Source organism: Dyadobacter beijingensis DSM 21582, from assembly GCF_000382205.1.
GTDB lineage: Bacteria > Bacteroidota > Bacteroidia > Cytophagales > Spirosomataceae > Dyadobacter > Dyadobacter beijingensis.
Map to the genome: position 1 here is coordinate 217,699 of NZ_KB907789.1, position 20,598 is coordinate 238,296.

Annotated in this window: 14 protein-coding genes; 6 read left to right on the forward strand and 8 right to left on the reverse strand. The window is 52.8% G+C overall.

Annotated features, from left to right (window positions below):
- Positions 1-42 precede the first annotated feature (42 nt).
- From H144_RS0119410 to H144_RS0119425, 4 genes are all read right to left on the reverse strand, one after another.
- The gene (locus tag H144_RS0119410; protein WP_157504985.1) at positions 43-1,530 is read right to left on the reverse strand and encodes a sulfatase family protein; all 1,488 of its coding nucleotides are present in this window, start codon (positions 1,528-1,530) and stop codon (positions 43-45) included.
- Positions 1,531-1,617: 87 nt separating this feature from the next.
- A complete protein-coding gene (locus H144_RS0119415) occupies positions 1,618-2,766 on the reverse strand; it encodes a serine hydrolase domain-containing protein (RefSeq protein ID WP_019943766.1) in 1,149 nt (382 codons plus the stop codon).
- The gene (locus tag H144_RS0119420; RefSeq protein WP_019943767.1) at positions 2,763-3,971 is read right to left on the reverse strand and encodes an acyltransferase family protein; all 1,209 of its coding nucleotides are present in this window, start codon (positions 3,969-3,971) and stop codon (positions 2,763-2,765) included. The genes H144_RS0119415 and H144_RS0119420 overlap by 4 nt, the downstream gene beginning before the upstream one ends.
- 257 nt (positions 3,972-4,228) lie before the next feature.
- The gene (locus H144_RS0119425) at positions 4,229-4,900 is read right to left on the reverse strand and encodes a CAP domain-containing protein (protein ID WP_019943768.1); all 672 of its coding nucleotides are present in this window, start codon (positions 4,898-4,900) and stop codon (positions 4,229-4,231) included.
- A gap of 164 nt (positions 4,901-5,064) precedes the next feature.
- On the opposite strand from H144_RS0119425, the gene H144_RS0119430 reads away from it, so the two are divergent.
- Positions 5,065-6,999: a pectinesterase family protein gene (locus H144_RS0119430; protein ID WP_019943769.1), complete on the forward strand. Its 1,935-nt coding sequence runs from the start codon at positions 5,065-5,067 to the stop codon at positions 6,997-6,999.
- A 5-nt stretch (positions 7,000-7,004) separates the two neighbouring features.
- Here H144_RS0119430 and H144_RS0119435 read toward each other — a convergent pair whose 3' ends face one another.
- The gene (locus tag H144_RS0119435; RefSeq protein ID WP_019943770.1) at positions 7,005-8,180 is read right to left on the reverse strand and encodes a PQQ-dependent sugar dehydrogenase; all 1,176 of its coding nucleotides are present in this window, start codon (positions 8,178-8,180) and stop codon (positions 7,005-7,007) included.
- 181 nt (positions 8,181-8,361) lie between these two features.
- On the opposite strand from H144_RS0119435, the gene H144_RS0119440 reads away from it, so the two are divergent.
- On the forward strand, positions 8,362-8,967 hold the full coding sequence (locus H144_RS0119440; RefSeq protein ID WP_019943771.1) for a hypothetical protein: 606 nt from the start codon (positions 8,362-8,364) through the stop codon (positions 8,965-8,967).
- A 20-nt stretch (positions 8,968-8,987) separates the two neighbouring features.
- Here the strand turns inward: H144_RS0119440 and H144_RS0119445 are convergent, their stop codons facing one another.
- Positions 8,988-10,172 (reverse strand): DUF3095 domain-containing protein, encoded by a 1,185-nt coding sequence (locus H144_RS0119445; protein ID WP_211220701.1) that lies wholly within the window; start codon positions 10,170-10,172, stop codon positions 8,988-8,990.
- 200 nt (positions 10,173-10,372) lie between these two features.
- On the opposite strand from H144_RS0119445, the gene H144_RS0119450 reads away from it, so the two are divergent.
- Positions 10,373-11,710 carry a WG repeat-containing protein gene (locus tag H144_RS0119450; protein ID WP_019943773.1) on the forward strand — a complete coding sequence of 446 codons (1,338 nt, stop codon included), beginning with the start codon at positions 10,373-10,375 and terminating at the stop codon, positions 11,708-11,710.
- Between the two features lie 318 nt (positions 11,711-12,028).
- On the opposite strand, the gene H144_RS34395 is transcribed toward H144_RS0119450, so the two are convergent.
- Positions 12,029-12,289: a hypothetical protein gene (locus H144_RS34395; protein WP_019943774.1), complete on the reverse strand. Its 261-nt coding sequence runs from the start codon at positions 12,287-12,289 to the stop codon at positions 12,029-12,031.
- 489 nt (positions 12,290-12,778) lie between these two features.
- Positions 12,779-14,518, reverse strand: coding sequence for a T9SS type B sorting domain-containing protein (locus H144_RS0119465; RefSeq protein ID WP_169409414.1), 1,740 nt, complete (start codon positions 14,516-14,518; stop codon positions 12,779-12,781).
- Between the two features lie 326 nt (positions 14,519-14,844).
- Between H144_RS0119465 and H144_RS32250 the strand changes: the two genes are divergently transcribed.
- The 3 genes from H144_RS32250 (at position 14,845) to H144_RS0119485 (ending at position 20,597) form a co-directional block, all read left to right on the forward strand.
- Positions 14,845-15,444, forward strand: a complete 600-nt coding sequence (locus H144_RS32250) for an RNA polymerase sigma factor (RefSeq protein WP_019943778.1) — start codon at positions 14,845-14,847, stop codon at positions 15,442-15,444.
- A 108-nt stretch (positions 15,445-15,552) separates the two neighbouring features.
- Entirely contained in the window at positions 15,553-16,782 is a 1,230-nt protein-coding gene (locus tag H144_RS0119480) for a FecR family protein (protein WP_019943779.1), read from the forward strand.
- Positions 16,783-17,141: 359 nt separating this feature from the next.
- Positions 17,142-20,597, forward strand: a complete 3,456-nt coding sequence (locus tag H144_RS0119485) for a SusC/RagA family TonB-linked outer membrane protein (RefSeq protein WP_019943780.1) — start codon at positions 17,142-17,144, stop codon at positions 20,595-20,597.
- Position 20,598 lies beyond the last annotated feature (1 nt).

The following is a 20,598-nucleotide window of genomic DNA, read 5'->3' on the forward strand; positions in this document are numbered from 1 at the left end:
GAGCGTATTGGGCATTTAAACTGAACTTCCCACCTCGCTAGCCTACTTCCGATAGTACCGCTCCTGCGTGTATTTCGGCTGGAACTTATCCATTGTCCGCTCGAATTTCGTGGGGTCGTATTGCATCGGCAGGATTGTTCTGGCCGTGTAAGCGACCGTATCCCCTGTCTCTTGCTGCCATTGGATCAGGCGCTTTTTCAGGCTTTCTTCTTTGCCGCGGTAGGCCGCTTTGCCCGAGAGGTTTTCCAGTTCCAGCGGGTCTTTTTTGAGGTTAAAAAGCTGGGTATAGTCGCGGTTCGGGTAGCGGATGAGCTTCCACTCTTCGTCCCGCACGGCCCTGATCAGGTTCCGGTACGCGGTAAAACTACTTTCACGGACGCCTTTCGATTTGCCGCGGATCACCCCCGCGAGGCTTTTGCCGTCCGCAGCTTCGGGTTGAGGCAGACCGGCGACATTGGTCAATGTCGGGAAAATGTCGTAGAGGTAAACGAGCGCATCGGAGACCTTGCCCTTTGGAATACCCGGACCGGCGATGATAAACGGCACCTTCATACTGTGCTCGTACAGGCTTTGCTTGCCCAGCAACCCGTGGCTGCCGATCGCCAGACCGTTGTCTGCGGCGTACACGATGATCGTATTTTCATAAAGTCCTTTCTCCTTCAAAGAGTTGATCATGTCCCCCACGCGGGCATCCAAATGGGTAATCAGCCCATAATAGTCTGATAATGTAGATTTTATAATTTCCGGCGTGCGGGGCCAGGGGGCCAGATTTTCGTCGCGGACCTGCGCTTCGCCGTAGTCGAACGGGTGCATGGGTTTGAAATTCCCCGGCAGTGGAATGTCTTTTTCGGGGTATTTGCCGATGTAATCTTCGCGCGGTGAACGCGGGTCGTGGGGGGCAGTGTAGGCGATATAGCAGAAAAACGGGTTCGTCTTTTTACCCTTCGCGTACTCGTCGAGGTATGAAAGCGCGGCTTCGGTGAAAATGTCGGTCGAGAAGCTTTTCGTCACCGGTTCGCCGAGCTTGCCGTCGTGCAGGTCCCGCACAGGTACCTGGAAATGATCGCTCATGCCGCCGAGCATGACCGCCTTGCCCTTTTGAAACGATGCTTCAAAAGTCTGGGCACCATTATGCCATTTGCCGGTACCGAACGTTTCGTAACCGCTTTCCGCGAAATGCTGCGGCATGGTATGCACGCCGTCGAGCACGTCGTACACATGAAAAAGGCTTTTGCCGCTCATGAGCATCGCGCGACTGGGTGCGCAAATGGCCCCGTGATGCCCGCCCATGACGTAGCAGTTCGCAAACCGCGTCCCCGACCGGGCCAACTGGTCGATATTCGGCGTTTTTACGATGGTATTACCCGCTATCCCCAGCGCATCGGCACGCTGGTCGTCGGCAAAAATGAAAAGTATATTGGGTTTCGAAGGAGATTTTTCGACTGCCTTTTTTTCAGGAATGTAGTGAAAGAACAATGGTGCAGCCAGCAAAACAAGCCACAACCGGCGCAGTTGTATAAAGTTGCTCAAAGCGGAATACGGTTTTAATGTATCAAAAAAAGCGGACCGCGTAAATTAAATACTTATCCCAGAGTATTGATAGGTTTTGATACAATTTTACATTTTCCGCCTGACCAGGTCCCGGAATGCCAGATTGGTCAGGATCGTCTTCTCGAAACCCGCTTGGGTAAATATCAGGCCATAATAGTTTTTCGAACGGTTCACCCACGCGTGCACACCCCGTGCGCTCAGGCACGCCACTTCCGTAGAAACGCCGTTCTGTATCTCGTACCGGAAGAGCCCGAGGCCGTATGTCGGGTCTACTTTGTTGGTGTTGTCCTGCTCCATGATCGCAATCGACTCCTCTTTCAACACTCGCACGCCGTTGTAAGTGCCTTTATTATAGATCATTGTGAGAAATCGCAGGTATTCATTCATCGAGCAAACGATCCCGTAACCCGGCTCGGGGTTGAGCGGGTGATCGGGACTGTAAACGACATCTTTCAGCCCGCATTTCGAGCCAATGCGCTCCTGGAAAATTTGCGCCCAGGTTTTCTTTTCAACCACTTCGGCCACACGGGCGGCAACGCCGTAGCTCACGCTCCCGTACAACGCCTGCTTGCCGGGCGTGAAAAGCAGTTGCGTCCGGAGCGCAATGCTATCGATATTCTGCCCGAGGGTGAGATCGCTGCGGCTGTCAAAACGCGATTCGACCACGATACCCGACGTGTGTGACATCAACTGCCGCACTGTAATATCTTTTTTTTCATTTCCGAAAGAGGGAATGTATTTGCTCACTTTATCGTCCAGCCCCAGCTTTCCCGATTCCACAATGCTCATGAGCACCGCCGCAGTCACCGCCTTCGAAGCCGACATGATCGGCAGGCGTGTATCCGCATTGTATTGGCCCTGCCGGAAACAGAATTCGGTGGTATCGCGACGGCCGACGTATACCATCAGATTATTATCGTAATCACCGGCGTGTGAGCGCAGGAAATTATAGAAATCCAGCCTGTTACGGTATTTGTAGGGCGAAAGCGAAGGCAGGTTTCCGGCCTCGCCGTCTTTGAAAAAGATGCTGCGAATGTCGCGGTCGGCGATGGGAACGGGGATCGAATCTAACTCCGTAAGGCCCGCGCCCAGGCAGGTTTTACAACCGGTATCAACGCCGTCGTTCGGATCGTCAGGTAATGGCTGTGGCGCATTTTTCTGGCCGCAGGAAAGTATTGTAACAAGAAAAAAGAGTAAAGTAAAAGTTTGCTTCATGACCTGCTGATGTGCACGGGATTCGGAAATAACTTTTTTCTGTAATTCATAAAGGGCAATTCTATGAATTTGTACATGAAAAAAGCGATTAAGTAAATAAAAAAATAACTTCCTAAAAACACGGGCCATTGCCAGCCGGAAAGTTCTGCCTCGTTGCGCTCGTACCATTTCACGGCGAAGTCCAGGACGAGGAAATGCATGAGATAAAACGAGTAGGATGTCAGGCTGACATGCGTCACGATTTTGACCCAAAACTGGCCCGGCCGCGGACAGGAAACGGCAAAAGGCAGCATCAGTGCGAACGTCACACAAAACATCGGGAGTAGCAATACATCGACGAAAAAATTGATTTTACTCCCTGCCACCGTATGCTCGATTACCTGGAAACAGAGCAACAGCAGTACCCCGCCCAGGCCCAGGAGCCACACCCGCGTTTTGTACGACAAATTATATCGTTCGAGCGCATACGCGACCAGGCATCCGTAAGCAATGGCGTCGATGCGGAACATCACCATTTTACGCATGCTGTCCCAGTCGCCCGACGGCGGCACAAAGGTTTTCCAGCTGGGCATCAGGATATTTTCGTACAGCAAATACGTAAACATATCGTGGTGGTACATCCAGTGGTACACCGATTTCGTCGCCAGCCCCAGCGCGACAAATAACATAATACCCCTTAAATAGATACGGCGATGACCGCCGCGGTTGCCTGCGAGAGCCGAAATACCCAGCAATGCGACCGGGAATGTGATGTAAAACCATTCCTCTACGGCCAGGCTCCACGAATGCGGGAAGAAACCCTGTGCGGGCGTGAAGATATTCTGCGCAAAAAACACGTAGTAAATGATATTGCGCATATCGGAATAGAAGTAGTAATAGCTGGCCAATGCGACAAAATAGGCCGGTAAAGTCCGCAGCCAGCGGTTTACCCAAAAAACCTTCACGGTTTCCAAACTGATACCCGGCTGCAACACGGTGCGAAGGATAATGCGCCCGATGAGAAAGCCGCTCAGGACAAAAAAAGCTTCTACCCCCAGACCGAGCCAGCCAAAAGGAAAGTATCGGTCGAGTGGGTTGAGCGGCATGGAATGCGCAAGGAAAACCATCAGGATGGAACCGGCCCGCATCAGGTCGAGACCGAAAATGCGTTCCGTCTTCTCTGGAACCTTGGCTTTTTTCCGGGGTAATGTAAAATTTTCAATCATTGAGCAGAGGAAGGTTGATATTTTAATTCATTAGTACAATCGTAAATAAATAGAGAAATTATGAAAAGCATAAAAGAAACATCAAATGATGTGACCGAAGGACACATAAAAATTCCAACACATGATTACCTTATTCATATAACCATAGTAATGAATGAGATAGTCAACACGAATGCATGTATCCGGTAGACACCGTTTTATCTAGCGGTGTTGCATTTATAAAAGACGAAGAGGAATAATTGGATTGAAAGGAATGACTAACGCTCCCCGCCGAAGTTTTGAACGAGGCTAGCGTAGGGTGCTTTCTTGTGTTTGAATGGCTCGGGCGACAGCCTGGCGGCGCAGCCCAGATAGGTGTACGTGGAGTCCAGCAGGTTTTTGCGATGCGGCGGTGATGCCATCCATTGCGCTACGACAAAGCGCGCATAGGCGGCGTAGGTGTACGGAATGCAGGGTTCGTTGTCGCTTTCGTTGAAGAATTCGAATTGATTTTCGACTTTTTCCCAACGTGCGACCATATATTCACCGCTAACGAGGGTTTGGTATTTCCCTATATTCTCGCCGATCCTCTTAAATCGCTTTGTAAATAATTCCACGCGGCGCTGGGCCGTGCGCTCGTAGGGGCTGAATGGATTGGTATGGTTAAAAAAAGTGCGGTAAACCATCGAGGTAGCATGCCCCGCCGATGCCAAATATAAACCGGGGTCATATTCAAATGCCGGCAGTCCATATTGCCTTCGCATTTCATTACTCGCATGAAAAATAGCGGCATCCAGAAAGAGCGTGTCGGGATGCTGCAACGAAATCAATTCCTGTGATTTCGGCAATGCAAAAAAGCGATGGTCCGGCACCTGGTAATATTGCCGGTTGTGCAGGTCCAATCCTAATTGCGAAAATAAATAGAGAACGAAAACGATCAGGGTTTCCATGGCATTGCTAAATGACTTCCAATCATTCTTATAACAATATGTATGAAAAATAATAATAAAGTAATAATTCTAAAAATTTTGTCACTTCCGGACAAATGCAAAATTCTTTTGCGGTGCTACCGCCCTTTCGCTGACTGTATTTTTAAAAGAAAATCCCATTGATTATGTCAAAGAAGATCGGCCTGTTATTTGCTTTGTTGATCCTGGCCGTGCACAGCCGCGCTCAGGTACAGGCAATTGAGCAGCAATTCACCGTTGCGCAGGACGGCAGCGGCGATTTTAAAACCATCCAGGAAGCCGTGAACGCCGTGCGCGACCATTCACAGATCCGCGCGACGATCCGCGTCAAAAACGGCACTTACCGTGAAAAAGTCGTCATCCCGGCCTGGAAAAAGAACATTACCCTCATCGGCGAGAGCGCCGAGCGTACCATTATCACCCACAACGACTATTCCGGTAAGGATTTTCCGCAGCGCGACTTTACGGGTAATGCGAAATTCAGCACCTATACTTCCTATACGCTGCTGGTGCAGGCCAATGATTGCACGCTGCAAAACCTGACGATCGAAAACACGGCCGGGCGGGTCGGGCAGGCCGTGGCGCTCGCTACCGAAGGTGACCGGATCGAAGTGTATAATTGCCGCATTCTCGGCAACCAGGACACTTTATATACCTCAAAAAACGGCCGGAACTTTTATAAGGACTGCTTCATAAACGGCACAACCGACTTCATTTTCGGCGAAGCGACGGCCGTTTTCGAGCATTGCACCATCCAGAGTCTTACCAATTCGTACATTACGGCCGCCTCGACGACCCGCGAGCAGGATTTCGGTTATGTTTTTTTCAATTGCAGGCTCATCGCCAACGACGAAGCTACTAAAGTGTTCCTCGGAAGGCCCTGGCGGCCATTTGCCAAGACGGTCTTTATCGATACCGAAATGGGTGCGCACATTGCAAAAGAAGGATGGGACCCGTGGAAAGGCGACAATATGTTCCCCGAAAAGGAGAAAACCGCATTCTACGCCGAATACAACAGCACCGGCCCGGGCGCAGGACGCGAAGGCCGGGTAGCGTGGTCGAAACAGCTGACTGCCGGCGAAAGGGAGAAATATACCCTCGAAAACATCTTTACGGGTTGGTTGCCGGGCAAAAAGTCGCGGCTGGAACCGACGGGCGGCCGCGATACGAGCTTTTCCGTGCGAGGCTCGTACCGTCATGAAATAGCGCACCACCCGAATATCCGCATTGCCGACGCCGCATTACCCTCCGCGGTGCAGGTGATCCGCAATCTGGAGTACCGCGTGTCTGCTGCGGGAAAGCCGCTTGCATTGGACATTTACAAACCCAAAAAGAAAGCGAAAGCACCCTGCCCGGCGGTGCTGATGATCCACGGCGGCGGCTGGCGCTCGGGCGACCGCACGCACAACGCCACGTTGGCACGCAAGCTCGCGGCGAACGGATATATTTGTATCACAGCCGATTACAGCCTTTCCACACAGGCACTCTACCCGGCGGCCGTGTACGATATCAAGGCTGCATTGCGCTGGATACGGACACAAAGCAGGGTTTACGGCATCGACACCACGCGCGTGGCCGTGCTGGGCTTCTCGGCAGGCGGCGAGCTGGCGGCATTTATCGGCGCTACCAACGGAAATGTAAAATTTGAAGGCAATACCACGGAAAAAGGTCCATCGAGCGATGTGCAGGCGGTGATCGATATCGACGGCATTCTCGCGTTCATCCACCCCGAATCGGGTGAAGGCAACGATTCCAAATCTATTTCTGCGGCCACGTATTGGTTTGGGTACCCCAAAAATGAACGACCCGATCTCTGGAATGACGCTTCCCCGCTTACGCACGTCAGCGCGAAAACGCCGCCGTACCTGTTCGTCAACAGCTCCGTGGACCGCATGCACGCGGGGCGGGAAGATTTTATCCAAAAACTGAATGCATTCGGCCAGTACAGCGAGGTGAAAACATTTGCCGATGCCCCGCATACGTTTATGTTCTTCGACCCGTGGTTCGAACCGACATTGGCGACGATTTCCGGTTTTTTGAAAAAGGTATTTGCTACTCCGGCCGTCGTTTCAGGTAAATAATGAATTTACCTGGCGAGTTTCATGATCTTGCCGGTTGTGTAATTGCAGAAATACAGCTCATGGGCGGCATCGGTCCCAAAAGCCGATATTTGCCCTGCCCCCTCGGCGATAATGCTGTTTTTCAACGCCTTACCGTTGCTGGTTTCGAGTGCAAACAGGCGTCCGCTGACATAGTCGCCGAATACATATTTGCCTTCCAGCGCCGGCACGGCCTTGCCCCGGTACACTAACCCGCCCGTAATGGAATGTTCGCCATTCGCCTGCGGCAGGTCCAGCACCGGCTCGATGAGCCCGGCGGTTTCGCAATCGCGTTTGGGATTGTAGCAGTCGATGCTTTCTTTCAACCGCCACCCGTAATTGCCACCCTTCACGATGATATCGATTTCTTCCCGCATGTTCTGGCCCACGTCTCCGGCCCAGAGGGTATTCGTGGCGTCGTCGAAGCTGATCCGCCACGGGTTGCGGAGGCCGTAGGCGTAGATTTCATCCCGGAATTCTTCCGTATTTCCAGCAAAAGGATTATCCGTTGGAATGCCGTAGTTACCTTTCGCCGTGCTGTTCACGTCCACACGCAGGATTTTGCCCAGCCAGGCGCTTTTGTTCTGACCATTATTGCTGGGATCGCCCCAGCTTCCGCCGTCGCCCGTCGAGATATACAGGTACCCGTCCTTCCCGAACTTGACCGCGCCGCCATTGTGGTTATCATAAGGCTGAACAAAGGTAAAAAGCACCGTCGAACTCGCGGGATCGGCCTGGTCGGGGTCACTAGCGCTCACTTTGTAACGGACAATGGCCGTTTCGAGCTTACCGGAAACTTTGGTCGTATAATTCAGAAAAAAATAACCATTATTCTGATAATCAGGATGGAATGCAAGACCGAGCAATCCTGCCTCGCCGCCATAGCTAACCAGTTTTTTGATATTCAAAAACTCTTTGGAAGATGCCGTCGCGGCTGCATTGGCAAAAACGCGGATCACCCCCTCCTGCTCGATCACAAATAAGCGATTGGTACCATCGTTGGAATGCGTAAGGTCCACAGGATAATCGAAATGCAGCTTTGGAAAAGCTTCAACTACCTTCACCTGCTCTGCGGCGTGCGGCCAGCGCTCCACCGGTTTGGAAGCGTTGCAAATGGTAAGCAAAGCGACGCCCGCAAGCGTATTGTGGAAGAACCGTCTCATGGCAAATAAGGTTGGTGAGAGATATGGCGCCGACCATGGCAGGCCGCCGGCATTACAAGCCAAATGCCCGTCCGATTTACTTAAAAATCCCCCACCGACCGGAAACTCAATTTCAGCTTTCCGTATGATCAATTCGCATATGGCGGGTCTATATTTGCCTGTCACCCAAAACCTTACAGCTATGCCCGTCGCACTCCCCGCCAACAAACCCCGGCTGTCGTTCAGCCGCATTATGGAGCTCATCCAGGATTTCAGCCTGGATACCAGCGCTTCCCCGCTTTTCATTGTAGGTATCCGCGGCTACTACCGCGATAATCTCGGCAAAGTGGGCGCCAACGATCGAGGTATTTACGACGATGCGCTTTTCGTCATGTCGCCCGGCGCGACGGCCACCTTCAACGCCAACACCGATCCATCAATATTCCGCCCGAAAACACCGGCTAAAAAAGGCATCGCCCGGCTCAAACCCGGCATTTACTACGCCCACCGGTTCGATGTCCACGGCGGCAAATCATCGAGCTACCCGGCCATTTGCCAGCGCGCCGCCCCCGTCACCGTCATCCGCGACGGCAACCCCGATTACGAGGAAACGGGCATGTTCGGCATCAATATCCACCGCGGGGGCTACAACACCACGTCCAGCGAAGGCTGCCAGACCATCCACCCCACTCAATGGGACAGCTTCTACCAGCTCGCCAAAGACCACTCCCGCAGGCTGTATGGCGATAAATGGAACAAGAAAGTGGTCCCTTATATATTGATCGAGAATGCGGGGCAGATTTGGTAGTTGCTATTGACAATGCCTGGCTATCCCTGACCAAGGCTATCGCGCAGCTTCCGTTTCAGCATGCCGGCGGCTTTGGTATAGCCTCCCTCGGCACCGTCGACGAAATGAATATGGCCGTCTTTAAGATCATGGACATAACACGACATCACCGATTCGTTGCTCACGTGCAGGCCGTAGTGGATTTCCCGGGCTTCCTCCATTTCGTCGAGGGCCTTTTGCAGCTCCGCGCGCTGCCCCGGCGTGCCGGTAATGACGGTGTTGATTTTCCCGTCGATCACGAGCGTGTCGGACATCTCGACCAGGCTGTTCAGGTAATTCCGGCCTTGTGACGTCCTGAAATATACGTAGCCTGTCAGCCAGGCGATCCAAGAGGCAACCATGCCCAGCATATTGGCATACCCTTTCCTGACCACCATTTCCATCTCCATTTTCTTGAAAGTCGTTTTCCAGATCAACCGCGGGACGGAAATGGGCTGGCGGCGCGTGTAGGGACCGTAAATGCCGTCGATCTGCTCCATTACCTTTGCGAAGTATGCCGCCTGCTTCCGTCCCGCAGGAACGCATACGAGAAGCGTCACCACTTCCTGGTCGTTTTCGGGCGGGCCTATGCGGTCCCAGCGGCATTGCATTCCCGTGAGGTCGAGCTCGTCATCGGCGGCCGGTTCGTAATTGAAGTAATACCTTTCGCTTTTGATTATTTTTTCCGCATAATAAAGGCCCTCCCCGAGCACGACCGGGATAGAGAATGTGCCTGAAACACGTAATTTGCTCAGTTTCAGATCAAAATCATTTGCATAAATCTCGCTGACGGGAATGGTACCAATGCGCAGGTCGAGCCCGAAACTCTCCCTGGTATTCCTGCGAAAAACAGCCAGCGCACGCATAGCGGGGTCGACTATGGAAGGCGGCAGGATGAATGTGGCGCCGTCGCCGCCAAAAAAGAACGGCATTGTAATGCCCGCTTTGAATGCGATGTTGAGCACGCTCACAATACTGCCCGTCGCGATCAGGTTCACGGTTTCGTGCAAACCCGACGCAACGGCATTGGTAGAGTTGCGGATATCGGTGATCACCACATGCCATGACGCCGGCACCTCGTAGAAAAGGTGCTCCTCGGTCAGGAGTTCGCCCAGGGAGATATGGTTGGCGGGCAAACGCGAGTAAAACTGTTCGTTCCGGTCCGACGACATGGTTTTTACAAACAAATTACGGGTTCAATACTGGCGCCCGGCGGGCATTACAGCATGGAATTTAAACCTATTTTCTCAAATAATTACGCGCCCGGAAATGGGTAATGCTGCCAAGTTTTCGTTTTTTGCAGGTTGGAAACAAATGCCTGTCCCGTCCCTGCCTTCCGGAAAGAACTTCCGCAGTGGCCCGGATTCACCAGAAACCCGTGTTTTGAATGCCTTTTCGTAACCTCGCACTCCTGTTCCTGCTACTGCAACCGGCCTGGGCAATGGCCCAAACGAAACCCGCTACCGGCAAAACGTGGCTGAAAGAATACAACGATTACCGCGAATATGACGATGTGTACGTCGTCAAGAAAGTGAATGTCCCCTGCCGCTCCTACGAAACATTTATTACGGACAAAGGCGGCCGGAAACTCACGCCTGCCTACCGCGACATCGGCGATTTTGCCGATGGACTGGCGGAATTCGTACCGATGGAACTCGGCCCGGACGGGCACGGGCTGCATGGTTTTCTGGACAAAAAAGGAAAGGTGGTGATCGAGCCGAAATATACCTCTACCGACCGTTTCAGAAATGGCAAAACCTGGGTCATTTACCCCGCCGGAAAGCAATACGGGCTTTCCTACATTGATAGGACCGGCAAGGAAATTTACAGAATCCCTATTCACCATTACGACAAATCTTACCTGATCAAAGATTCGGACATCGCATTCCTCTGCAACCAGGATACGAAAGAAGACGTGCTTTGGTGGATCCAGAGGCCGATGGATTTCCATATCCTGAACTTCAATTTCAGCCGGTTTATCGAAAAGGAAATCAAGGCCGCCAAGTTCATTTACCATTTCAATTACAAAGGCAAATACGGCATTATCGACAAGGATATGGTACTGAAAGTGCCTGTGGCCCTGGACGATATCGACCCCGAATACAAATACTCCGGCCAGGGCATGGAGCGGGTACAGTACGGCGATAAGTTCGGATATATCAGTCCTTTCACCGGCGACCTCATCGTTCCATTCGACTACACCGACACCCGGAAGCCGACCAACGGGTTGTTTTGGGTAAAAAAAGACGGCAAATGGGGCTGTATCGATAAGACCGGCAAGCTGCGCATCCGGCATTTGTACGACGAGGCGACGGGCTTCACCGCCGAAAACCGCGCCGCCGTGGCCATTAACGGCAAATTCGGGCATATCGATAAGTCCGGCAAGGTCCGCACGCCCCTGAAATACGATTTCGCCTCCTACTTCAACCACGGCATTTCGATGATCCGTATCAACGACAAATACGGCTATATGGACACAACTGGCCACTTCATCACCCCGATCATCTACGACGAAGCCCTGCCGTTCGATAATCCAACCACCTCCGTTGAACGTTTATGGCTACGTTTTGAGCTCTCGCTGGACGGCAAGGAAAAGTTCATCGGGTTTTCGTATAAACTGAATGCGGTATTTATCGTCATCGGCGTTTTGCTCTTCATCTGGCTGAACAACCTGCTCTACCAGCGCGTGTTGAAGAAGCGGCTCTTCCGGAAAACGCAGAAATAGCATGACGGCGCCAAAAATGAGCCCGGTTTCAGACAAATGCGCAGAGCACAGAGCCTGAAAACCAGGCTTATCAAGTTAAAATCCGCCAACAATCGCCAAAGCGGTCAGCGGTCAGCATTCGGCCAACAGCGATCAGCGATCAGCGGTCGGCGGTCGGCCATCAGCCGCCAGCAATCGGCCAACAGGTCAGCAGTCAGCCGTCAGCATTCGGCCAACAGCGATCAGCCGTCAGCCGTCAGCCGTCAGCGGTCATCGGTCGGCGGTCAGCATTCGGCGGTCGGCGGTCAGCAATCGGCCGTCAGCCGTCAGCCCCCCCCCTCACGGGCACTGATACCGCGCAAGCGTCACCTCGTCACCGGACCAGATGGCGCGTTTCCCAGCGGCGAACAAAACCACTTTGTCCTCCTGGTAGGATTCGATACTGTCTGCGATAAACTGAACATTTTGGGGTGCATCACCATTAGTGACGGTGACGACCCATTTGCCGCAATCGGGCGAAAGAACGGTTGTTGAGGTACTTTTCGCGCGGCCGCATGAAAGCGTGGCCACGCCTGCAAAGGCGAGTAGTAATCTGTTCATCAGAGGAGTTATGTTGAGTAATACGGCCAGGACGGCCTTGCAAACGCAGGCACGCCCAACTAGTTGGTAAATTATACAATAACGTGCGATAATGCTAAGCAGCGTAAAAAATCAAGGAAAGATGCTATATTTTAGAGAAAATGTTTAGTACTAATCACTGGTTGATTCGTAACGACACAAACAGTGTCGTTAATCTATTAACACACTATTGCCATGCAGGAATTTCACCTACGAATGCAGCAGCTGCGCTTCGGCAGTACCTTCGCGATCGGTCTGAGTTCATGACGCAGGAAGAAATTGACAATGTCCTGGATTTGATCGCTAAAATTCTGGAAGCATTAAATGAAGACAAACAATAACACACATTTTAATAAAAAACATGACCACAGAAACGAACCAATCCGAACTGGAAAAGCTGCTGGCGGACAGTGAGGAGGCTTTGAAAAACTATTGCGAGTACAAGGGCATTCAATATCCGATTTGTAGCAGCTACCGAAGCAAATTCACAACGCCCTTATAACTCAAAAACGTCCCGTTATTTAACTCTACGCGGATTTTGTAGGGATATAGGCCAGGGGCGGTTGGTTGGCCGTGGTAGGTACCGTCCCAGCCTGAAGCAGGATCGGAAGCGGCGAAGTCGGATTTCCGATAAATGACCTCGCCCCAACGGTTGTAGATGAACATGTCACGCACCTGCTTCACGCACGTATTGCCGTACACGTAAAAGATTTCGTTCAACTGGTCATTATTGGGCGAGAATGCGTCCGGGATTTCGATGCCGCAGGGCTTCACATACACTTGCACCCGCGCCTGCCGCGTGCAAACTTTGTCGGGGTCCGACACTTCCAATTGGTACAAAGTCGATTGCTGCGGCGCCGCCCACGGATCGGGGCAATCGGCGCAGGAGAGGCCGGGCTGGTCCCAATGGTAAGCATAACTCCCCGAAGGCTCAATGAGCGGCTCCACATGCACACTATCACCCTGTGTGATCGAGAGCGTCGGCGTCACGGCGAGGTCTATTCGGACGACATCCAGGATGGTCGTCACCACACTGTCGCACCCTGTCGGTTGCGGGATATTCTGAACGTATGTGCCGGCGACGGTATAAATGCTGTCCCCTACCGACACGCTTTCGCCTTCGCAGATCCGCAGATTCTGGGTGAATTTGCCCACGGGGTTCACCGTCAGTGTGAGTGTCACCGTGCTGTCGCACACATTGCTTTTGCTCACATTCCGCACATAAATGCCGCTCGTTTTCAGCAGGGTGTCGCCCAGCGGGAACACCTCGCCCTCACAAATGGCCTGTACCAGCGTGGCCGTTTTCTTTTTAAAATCAACGGTAAAATCAAGGCCCAGCGCACATGACTCATCCAGGCTCCCGCGGGGCACCATATCGACGTGGAATTTGTCGCCCACATTTGCCTTCACGCGGATTTGCTGCGACGTCTCGCCATTGTTCCAGGTATATTTACCAAAACCTTCCGGAGCGGCAAGTGTCAGGAAGCCATCGGCGTCCGGGCAGTCGGAAACCTGCTTGATCTCCGATTTAAGGCATTCCGCATCGAAATAGGCGTAGCCGAAATGCCGCATGCGCGTGCACCCGTGGGCAGTCACGACGATGGTGATCGTTTTTCCGATAAAATTCCGCAGGTCTATCGCCCCGATCGTCCAGTTTCGGTACTGAATGTCGCCCGATGCCTGGAAACCTTCGACGGTATTGGCGCCTTCGAGCTGGATGTCGTAGCTGCTGCAAGGCAGTTCCTCGCCCTTGCTGTCGAATATGAGTACATTGAAACCCGGTTTCTGGTAAGGCTCGTGGTTAGCGCGGCCGTCGGCGCCGGTATTCTGCAGAATCACGGCAAATTTGTATTGAAACAGGGTATTGTCGGCCGAAACGGTATAGTTGGTATGGATGCGGCTGTAATGCCCGCCCTCGTTGACATTGCCGATGCGGATGGAATGCGTACTCCCCGGCGCCACCATCGGGATCGACGGTATTCTCGGATCGTTGCCGTCGGAAATGCTCGTTACGTAATGTTCGTTGTTCTGCGTGCCGTTGAACTCGCTTTGATACACCGTTTGCTGGCTGGCATCGGTAACGGCGCCGTACGTAAGCACCCAGCCATTGGAATTACCTTGCTCGAAACCGATATTGGCACAGTCCACCTGCGCGCGGGCGGCGCTAAAAGACAGGCAGAAAAGGATTGTCAACCGTAGAAAGTGCTTCATAAGGGTCCGAGGTTCGTTGCAACATTTTACGCTGAATGCCACCTCGCCGTTGCGCCGCGAAGCCGATCTTTTTAAGGCATACATGAAATACCAGAAAAAGTCACTTTTGAGTTACTTTATTTCGCATTTACACCATTTTCATCATCATAATTTCTTCATTATCAAAATTTAAGAAATAAATGATTTAAACAAACGGGAATGTGTTGTACTTTAACCGGAAATCGGCCCCGCTGCGAATATTCAGGTAGGTAAAAAATAATATTTTCCTAACTTTATAAAGCTGGTAATGCCGGTATCAGCCCCTAACTATTTTAAAGAACCCTGTCGTGCCTCTGAAAGTAACCTACAACGAACCGGAGTTACTCGATCAAGTAGCGCAAGGAGATTCGCAAGCATTCTCCCGGCTTTTCCATGCGTATCACCAGGAGCTCGCGGATTATGTGCTGCGCATCACGAAGTCGCTGCCGATGACGGAAGAAATCGTCCAGGACGTATTTATCAAGATCTGGACCCGCCGCGAGCAGCTCGGCGGGGTGAACAATTTCCGCGCCTATCTGTTCATCTCCTCGCGCAACCATACGTTCAACATCATGCGCGAGGAAGCGCGCAAGGCGCTGCTTTACCAGCAATGGGCCGCCGACATTCCGTTTTCGGAAGATCCAGAGCACGCACCCGACCGCGAGCGGTATTACCTGATCATCGAAGACGCGGTTTCGCTGCTCGCCCCGCAGCAGCAGAAAGTATGGCGCATGAGCCGGGAAGAGGGTCTCAAACACGAGGAAATAGCCCAACGGATGCAGCTTTCGCGGGAAACGGTCAAAAGGCACGTGAGCCTCGCGCTGGCAGCGATTTCGAAGTACGTCAAATGCCACGCGCGCAACGTCATGGGCATTTTGCTGGGACTGACGCAGGTATTGCCCAACTAATACCGAAGGAAAATCCTCACTTTTAAAATATTTCAAAAATTTATTTCAGCACATTGACCCTGCGCCTAATATTCGGTGTCTTATCGGTAGAATTAAAAAATTTATTGAATGGACAGCAGCCGCAGGACGTATCTTTTTTACCGCCATTTCGACGGCACTGCCACGCCCGACGAACGGCTCGAACTTGCCGCATTGCTGCAAGGCATCGAGAACGAGAAGATCATCCAGCAACTCATGGCCGAGGCATGGGATACATTTTCCGGCCAGCGTGATATTTTTCCGGAAGAACAAAGCGAACGGATGCTGCAGAATGTTCTCGCGCAGCGGCCGGAACCTTCCGTAGACTGGGAAGAACATGCGCATTCGTCGCCGGAACCGGTTTTCCTATGGCGACGTATATCCATAGCAGTAAGTGCGCTGCTGGCATTGGGGATCGGTTTATATTATTACAAACAGCAGTCCATTACCGTGACCGAAAAGGCGGTAGCCTCGGTGATCATCAACAACGACATCCAGCCCGGCGGCAACAAAGCATTGCTGACGCTTTCGGATGGCAAAACCATTGAACTCGATCACGTTTCGAAAGGCGTACTGACGCGCCAGGGTGACGTTTCTGTCATTAAAACAGGGGACGGACAGCTGGCCTACCGTGTAAGCAAGGAAGCGAAATCGGCCCGTATTGGCTACAATATCTTGAAAACGCCGCGCGGCGGGCAATACCATCTCGTACTCCCCGACGGCAGCAAGGTATGGCTCAATGCAGCCTCTTCGATCCGCTATCCGACGGCGTTCGACGATGTGGCCCGGCGCGTGGAAATCAACGGGGAGGCGTATTTCGAGATCAACAAGGTTACCGACAAAAGCACTGCCGCGCCGCGCAGAGTGCCGTTTATCGTGAAAGTGAACGACGTGGAAGTGGAAGTGCTGGGCACGCATTTCAACATCAATGCCTACGGAGACGCGGGTGGCATCAAAACCACCCTGCTCGAAGGCTCGGTTCGGATACGGAAAGGCAACCGGAAAAGCCTCCTGAGACCAGGCCAGCAAGCCAACGTCGCCCGCCAATCGGCTGCCATTCAGGTGAAAGAAGTGGACGTGCGGCAGTCGGTGGCGTGGAAAGAAGGCTATTTCAGGTTTGAAAAGGCCGGTCTGGCCGAGATTATGGGTGAGCTGACCAAATGGTACGACGTGGAAGTGCATTACGAAGGCAAGCTGCCCGACCGCAAGTTCAGCGGGGAAATCCCGCGGAGCGCCACGCTGTCGCAGGTGCTGGAAATACTGGAAATCAGCAAAGTACACCTCGATATTGCCGAAAAGCAGGTGCTTTTGAAGCCTTGAATCCGATGGAATGTTATTGAACCGATACCTTTTTTAAACCACCTAACCCCTCTTGCGCATGAAAATATCATTACCTCCTTAATGACCGATCCCAAATTGTAATGTAAACGGGCACAAATAAAAAATCAGGAGCGTTGGCCCGCCCCTGATTAGCCTCCCAATGTTGGTTGGGGATGTGTCCGGGTTCTGTTTTTCCCGCCGGAAACCGGCCGGGAGTGTTACGCCTTTTGCGAAAAATTCGATAACAACTTACCCAAACATTTCAAATGTACAGAAAACTACGCTCTTACGAAAAGGGCTATGGAAGGTCTTGCGAAAACTTTAATATCGGTAGGATAGTGAAACTTTCTTTACTCCTCATGACTATCGCCTGTCTGCACGTCCATGCGGCCAGTTACTCCCAGAAAGTGACGCTTTCGGGCAGTAACCTGGCGCTGGAAAAGGTTTTTGACATACTCAAAAAACAGTCGGGCTATACCTTTTTTTATGACGACGCATTGCTGAAACAGACGACGGCAGTGAATATCAGCGTGCGCAATACGACATTGGAAAAAGCCCTCGACCAATGCCTGGCCGGGCAGTCGCTCACGTACGCGATCGTGGGGAAAACGGTGGTGATCAAAGCCGCGAAAACCCGCCGGCAGGCCGACGAGCCGACCAGCATGGCCGAAGAAACGATGCGGCCATTGGTAGCCGGCACCTTAACGTCGATCAGCATGCCCGTCGTGCGCCCATTGCCGCCGAAAGACCTTACTGGCAAGGTAACCGACGAGAAGAAAGAACCGCTGCCCGGCGTAAGCGTGGTGGTGAAGGGCACCTCGACCGGCACGGTGACCGACGCTACCGGTGCATTCAAAATTACGCTTCCCGGCGAAACAGGCACCTTGATTTTCAGTTTCGTAGGGTATGAAAGCCAGGAAGTACCGGTCAACAACCAGAGCGTGATCGACCTGCAACTGAAACCTTCCGCACAGGCGCTCAACGAGGTGGTGGTAACGGCATTAGGTATTGCCAAAGAGAAAAAAGCCCTCGCCTACGCGGTGGCGGAAGTACGCGGGGAAGAGTTCACCCAGGCGCGCGACAACAACATTGCCAGCGCATTGACCGGCAAAGTGGCGGGCGTGGACGCGACACAGATCAACGCCGGGCCGGGCGGTTCCAGCCGGGTCATTATCCGCGGTAACAACTCGCTCAGCAGCTCCAATCCCAACCAGCAGCCATTGTACGTAGTAAACGGCCTCCCTATCAACAACAGCAACAGTGGCGCGAGCCAGAACACCACCGGCCTCAATATCGACCGCGGCGACGGTATTTCGATGATCAATCCCGACGATATCGAAAGCATTTCGGTGCTGAAAGGCGGCGCGGCGGCGGCATTGTACGGAAGCCAGGCAGCGAACGGTGTAATATTGATCACCACCAAATCGGGCCGGGCGCAGAAGGGCGTGGGCGTCGAGTTCAATTCCGTGGCGACGATGGGTACGCCGAGCGAATTCCCCCATTTTCAGACACAATACGGCCAGGGACAGAATGGCAACATTCCGAAAACAGTCGCGGAAGCGCAGGCTTCGGGCCGCTTATCATATGGCGCCAAAGTCGATCCTTCCATCGAATACATGCAGGTAGACGGCAAGATGCATCCGTATGCGGCCGTGGGTGTGAAGGAGAATATCAAGAATTTTTACCGCAACAGCACCGATATTACCAATACCATCGCATTCAATGCCGGTACCGAAGCATTCAACGGCCGCCTGTCGCTCTCGGACCTCCGTTCGCGGAGCATGCAGCCCAATTCGAGCTACGGACGGCAGACGGCCAACCTCTCGCTGATGACCAAGCTGGGCAAGAACGACCTGTTTATCGTAAAATCGGACGTGCAGTACAATATTGTGAATGGTAAAAACCGACCGACCGTCGGTTATGCCGAAATGAATGCGGCCTGGCCAGTATACCTGGTCGCCAACACCGTCGACATCCGCAACCTGTCGCCGGGCTACAATCCCGAAACCGGCCGCGAGCTGGCGTGGAACCCCGCTCCCGAAGCGCCGAACCCGTATTTTATCGTGAACAAAATGGGTAACCAGGACAAAACGAAGCGGTATATCGCATCGGGGAGCATTCAAATGAACCTGTCACCCAAACTCTTCCTCCTGGGAAAGGCGCAGCGCGACTTCCAGTATTTCGAGCGCTCCGACTTTGTACCCATTGGCAAGAACTCGCAGCCGTTCGGCGCACTGAACACGAGCAATGGCAACCAATCGATCACCAACGTGCAGGCTACCATCAACTATAACTCCACATTCCTGAAAGATTTCAGCGTGAGTGCGATGGCCGGCGGCAACCAGGAACGTTCGACGTTCATTACCAACAATTTAAATGGTATCAACTTCGTAATCCCCAATTTTATCAGCCTCACCAACCTGAGCACGATCACGACCACGGCTACCAGCGACCCCAACCCGCTGCACGTCGAGCGCCGGACGGGCACCAACTCACTTTTCGCATCGGCGGATTTCGATTATGCCCGGATGATATTCCTCTCATTCACCGGCCGCCAGGACTGGTTCTCGACGCTCAACCCCGGCAGCAATTCGATCTTTTACCCATCGGTAGGCGGCTCGGCCATCCTGTCCGACCTCATTGACCTGCCGACCAAGATCAGCTTTCTGAAACTGCGCGGCTCGTGGGCCAAAGTGGGTAGCGCCACAGTGAATGCCGGCCAGGTAAACCAGACTTACACCATTTCCACCACCAACGGCTACAACCTGCCGACGCAGAACGTATCCTCGAACCTGCCGACGCCTAACCTTCGTCCATTGACCGTCACGACGACCGAGGGAGGCTTCGAAGCCAAGTTTTTCCGCAATCGCCTGGGACTCGATTTTACCTATTACAGTAAGGTGACCACCAACGACATTGTAAGCGTAAATATCTCCCAGGCGAGCGGGTTTAATGGCGGTAACGTCAATATCGGGAAAGTAACCAACCGTGGCGTGGAAGTATTGCTTACTGCCAACCCGTTGAAAACGAATGATTTCCGATGGGACATTACTTTAAATTATGCTTACAACAGAAGCAAGATCGTGGAACTGGCGCCGACCGTGGCGGAGATTTCGCTCGGCAATGGTATCCAGGGCGCACGGATCGTGAACCGCCCGGGGCTGCCCTACGGCACGGTAATGGTGATCAAGCCCAAGACAATGCCCGACGGCACGCCGGTGTATAACTCGATCAGCCATTATCCGGAAGCAGAGGAAATTGCCTATGGGGTGGGCAACCCGCCGCACACGATCGGCTTGACGAACACTTTCCGGTATAAAAACTTCTCGCTCAATGTGTTGCTCGACGGGAAATTCGGCGCAGTGGGATATAACAACCTGATGTTCTACGCAACCCGTTTCGGGCTCGCTCCGCTTACGCTCGAAGGCCGCGATAATGGTTTGCAGCTCAATGGCGTGGACCAGAACGGCGATTCGTTCAGCTACCTCTGGACGCCGGCCAATATCCAGGCATATTACAACCAGCTCGGTCGCGGGTACTCTGCCCTTTTTACCTACAAAACGGACTTCGTGAAGGCCCGCCGCGTGGTGCTGAACTACAATATTCCCGCCGCCATTTTGCGCACGCTGCGCCTGCAATCGGCTTCCATCGCGCTTGTAGCCAGCAACCTGTTCATCCTTTACCGCGACAAACGCGTGAAAGACGCCGGTCTCGACCCCGAATTCCAGGAATCGGTGACCAATGCGCAGGGAACGGGCGGCGTGAACATGCCGCGCACGCGTAATTTCGGTTTCAACCTTATGTTGAAGTTTTAAC

Bases quoted from the DNA above. Each gene is read 5' to 3' on its own strand.
- H144_RS0119415 (WP_019943766.1), bottom strand. From the start codon at position 2,766: ATGAAGCAAACTTTTACTTTACTCTTTTTTCTTGTTACAATACTTTCC.
- H144_RS0119420 (WP_019943767.1), bottom strand. From the start codon at position 3,971: ATGATTGAAAATTTTACATTACCCCGGAAAAAAGCCAAGGTTCCAGAG.
- H144_RS0119425 (WP_019943768.1), bottom strand. From the start codon at position 4,900: ATGGAAACCCTGATCGTTTTCGTTCTCTATTTATTTTCGCAATTAGGA.
- H144_RS0119430 (WP_019943769.1), top strand. From the start codon at position 5,065: ATGTCAAAGAAGATCGGCCTGTTATTTGCTTTGTTGATCCTGGCCGTG.
- H144_RS0119435 (WP_019943770.1), bottom strand. From the start codon at position 8,180: ATGAGACGGTTCTTCCACAATACGCTTGCGGGCGTCGCTTTGCTTACC.
- H144_RS0119440 (WP_019943771.1), top strand. From the start codon at position 8,362: ATGCCCGTCGCACTCCCCGCCAACAAACCCCGGCTGTCGTTCAGCCGC.
- H144_RS0119450 (WP_019943773.1), top strand. From the start codon at position 10,373: ATGCCTTTTCGTAACCTCGCACTCCTGTTCCTGCTACTGCAACCGGCC.
- H144_RS34395 (WP_019943774.1), bottom strand. From the start codon at position 12,289: ATGAACAGATTACTACTCGCCTTTGCAGGCGTGGCCACGCTTTCATGC.
- H144_RS0119465 (WP_169409414.1), bottom strand. From the start codon at position 14,518: ATGAAGCACTTTCTACGGTTGACAATCCTTTTCTGCCTGTCTTTTAGC.
- H144_RS0119480 (WP_019943779.1), top strand. From the start codon at position 15,553: ATGGACAGCAGCCGCAGGACGTATCTTTTTTACCGCCATTTCGACGGC.
- H144_RS0119485 (WP_019943780.1), top strand. From the start codon at position 17,142: ATGACTATCGCCTGTCTGCACGTCCATGCGGCCAGTTACTCCCAGAAA.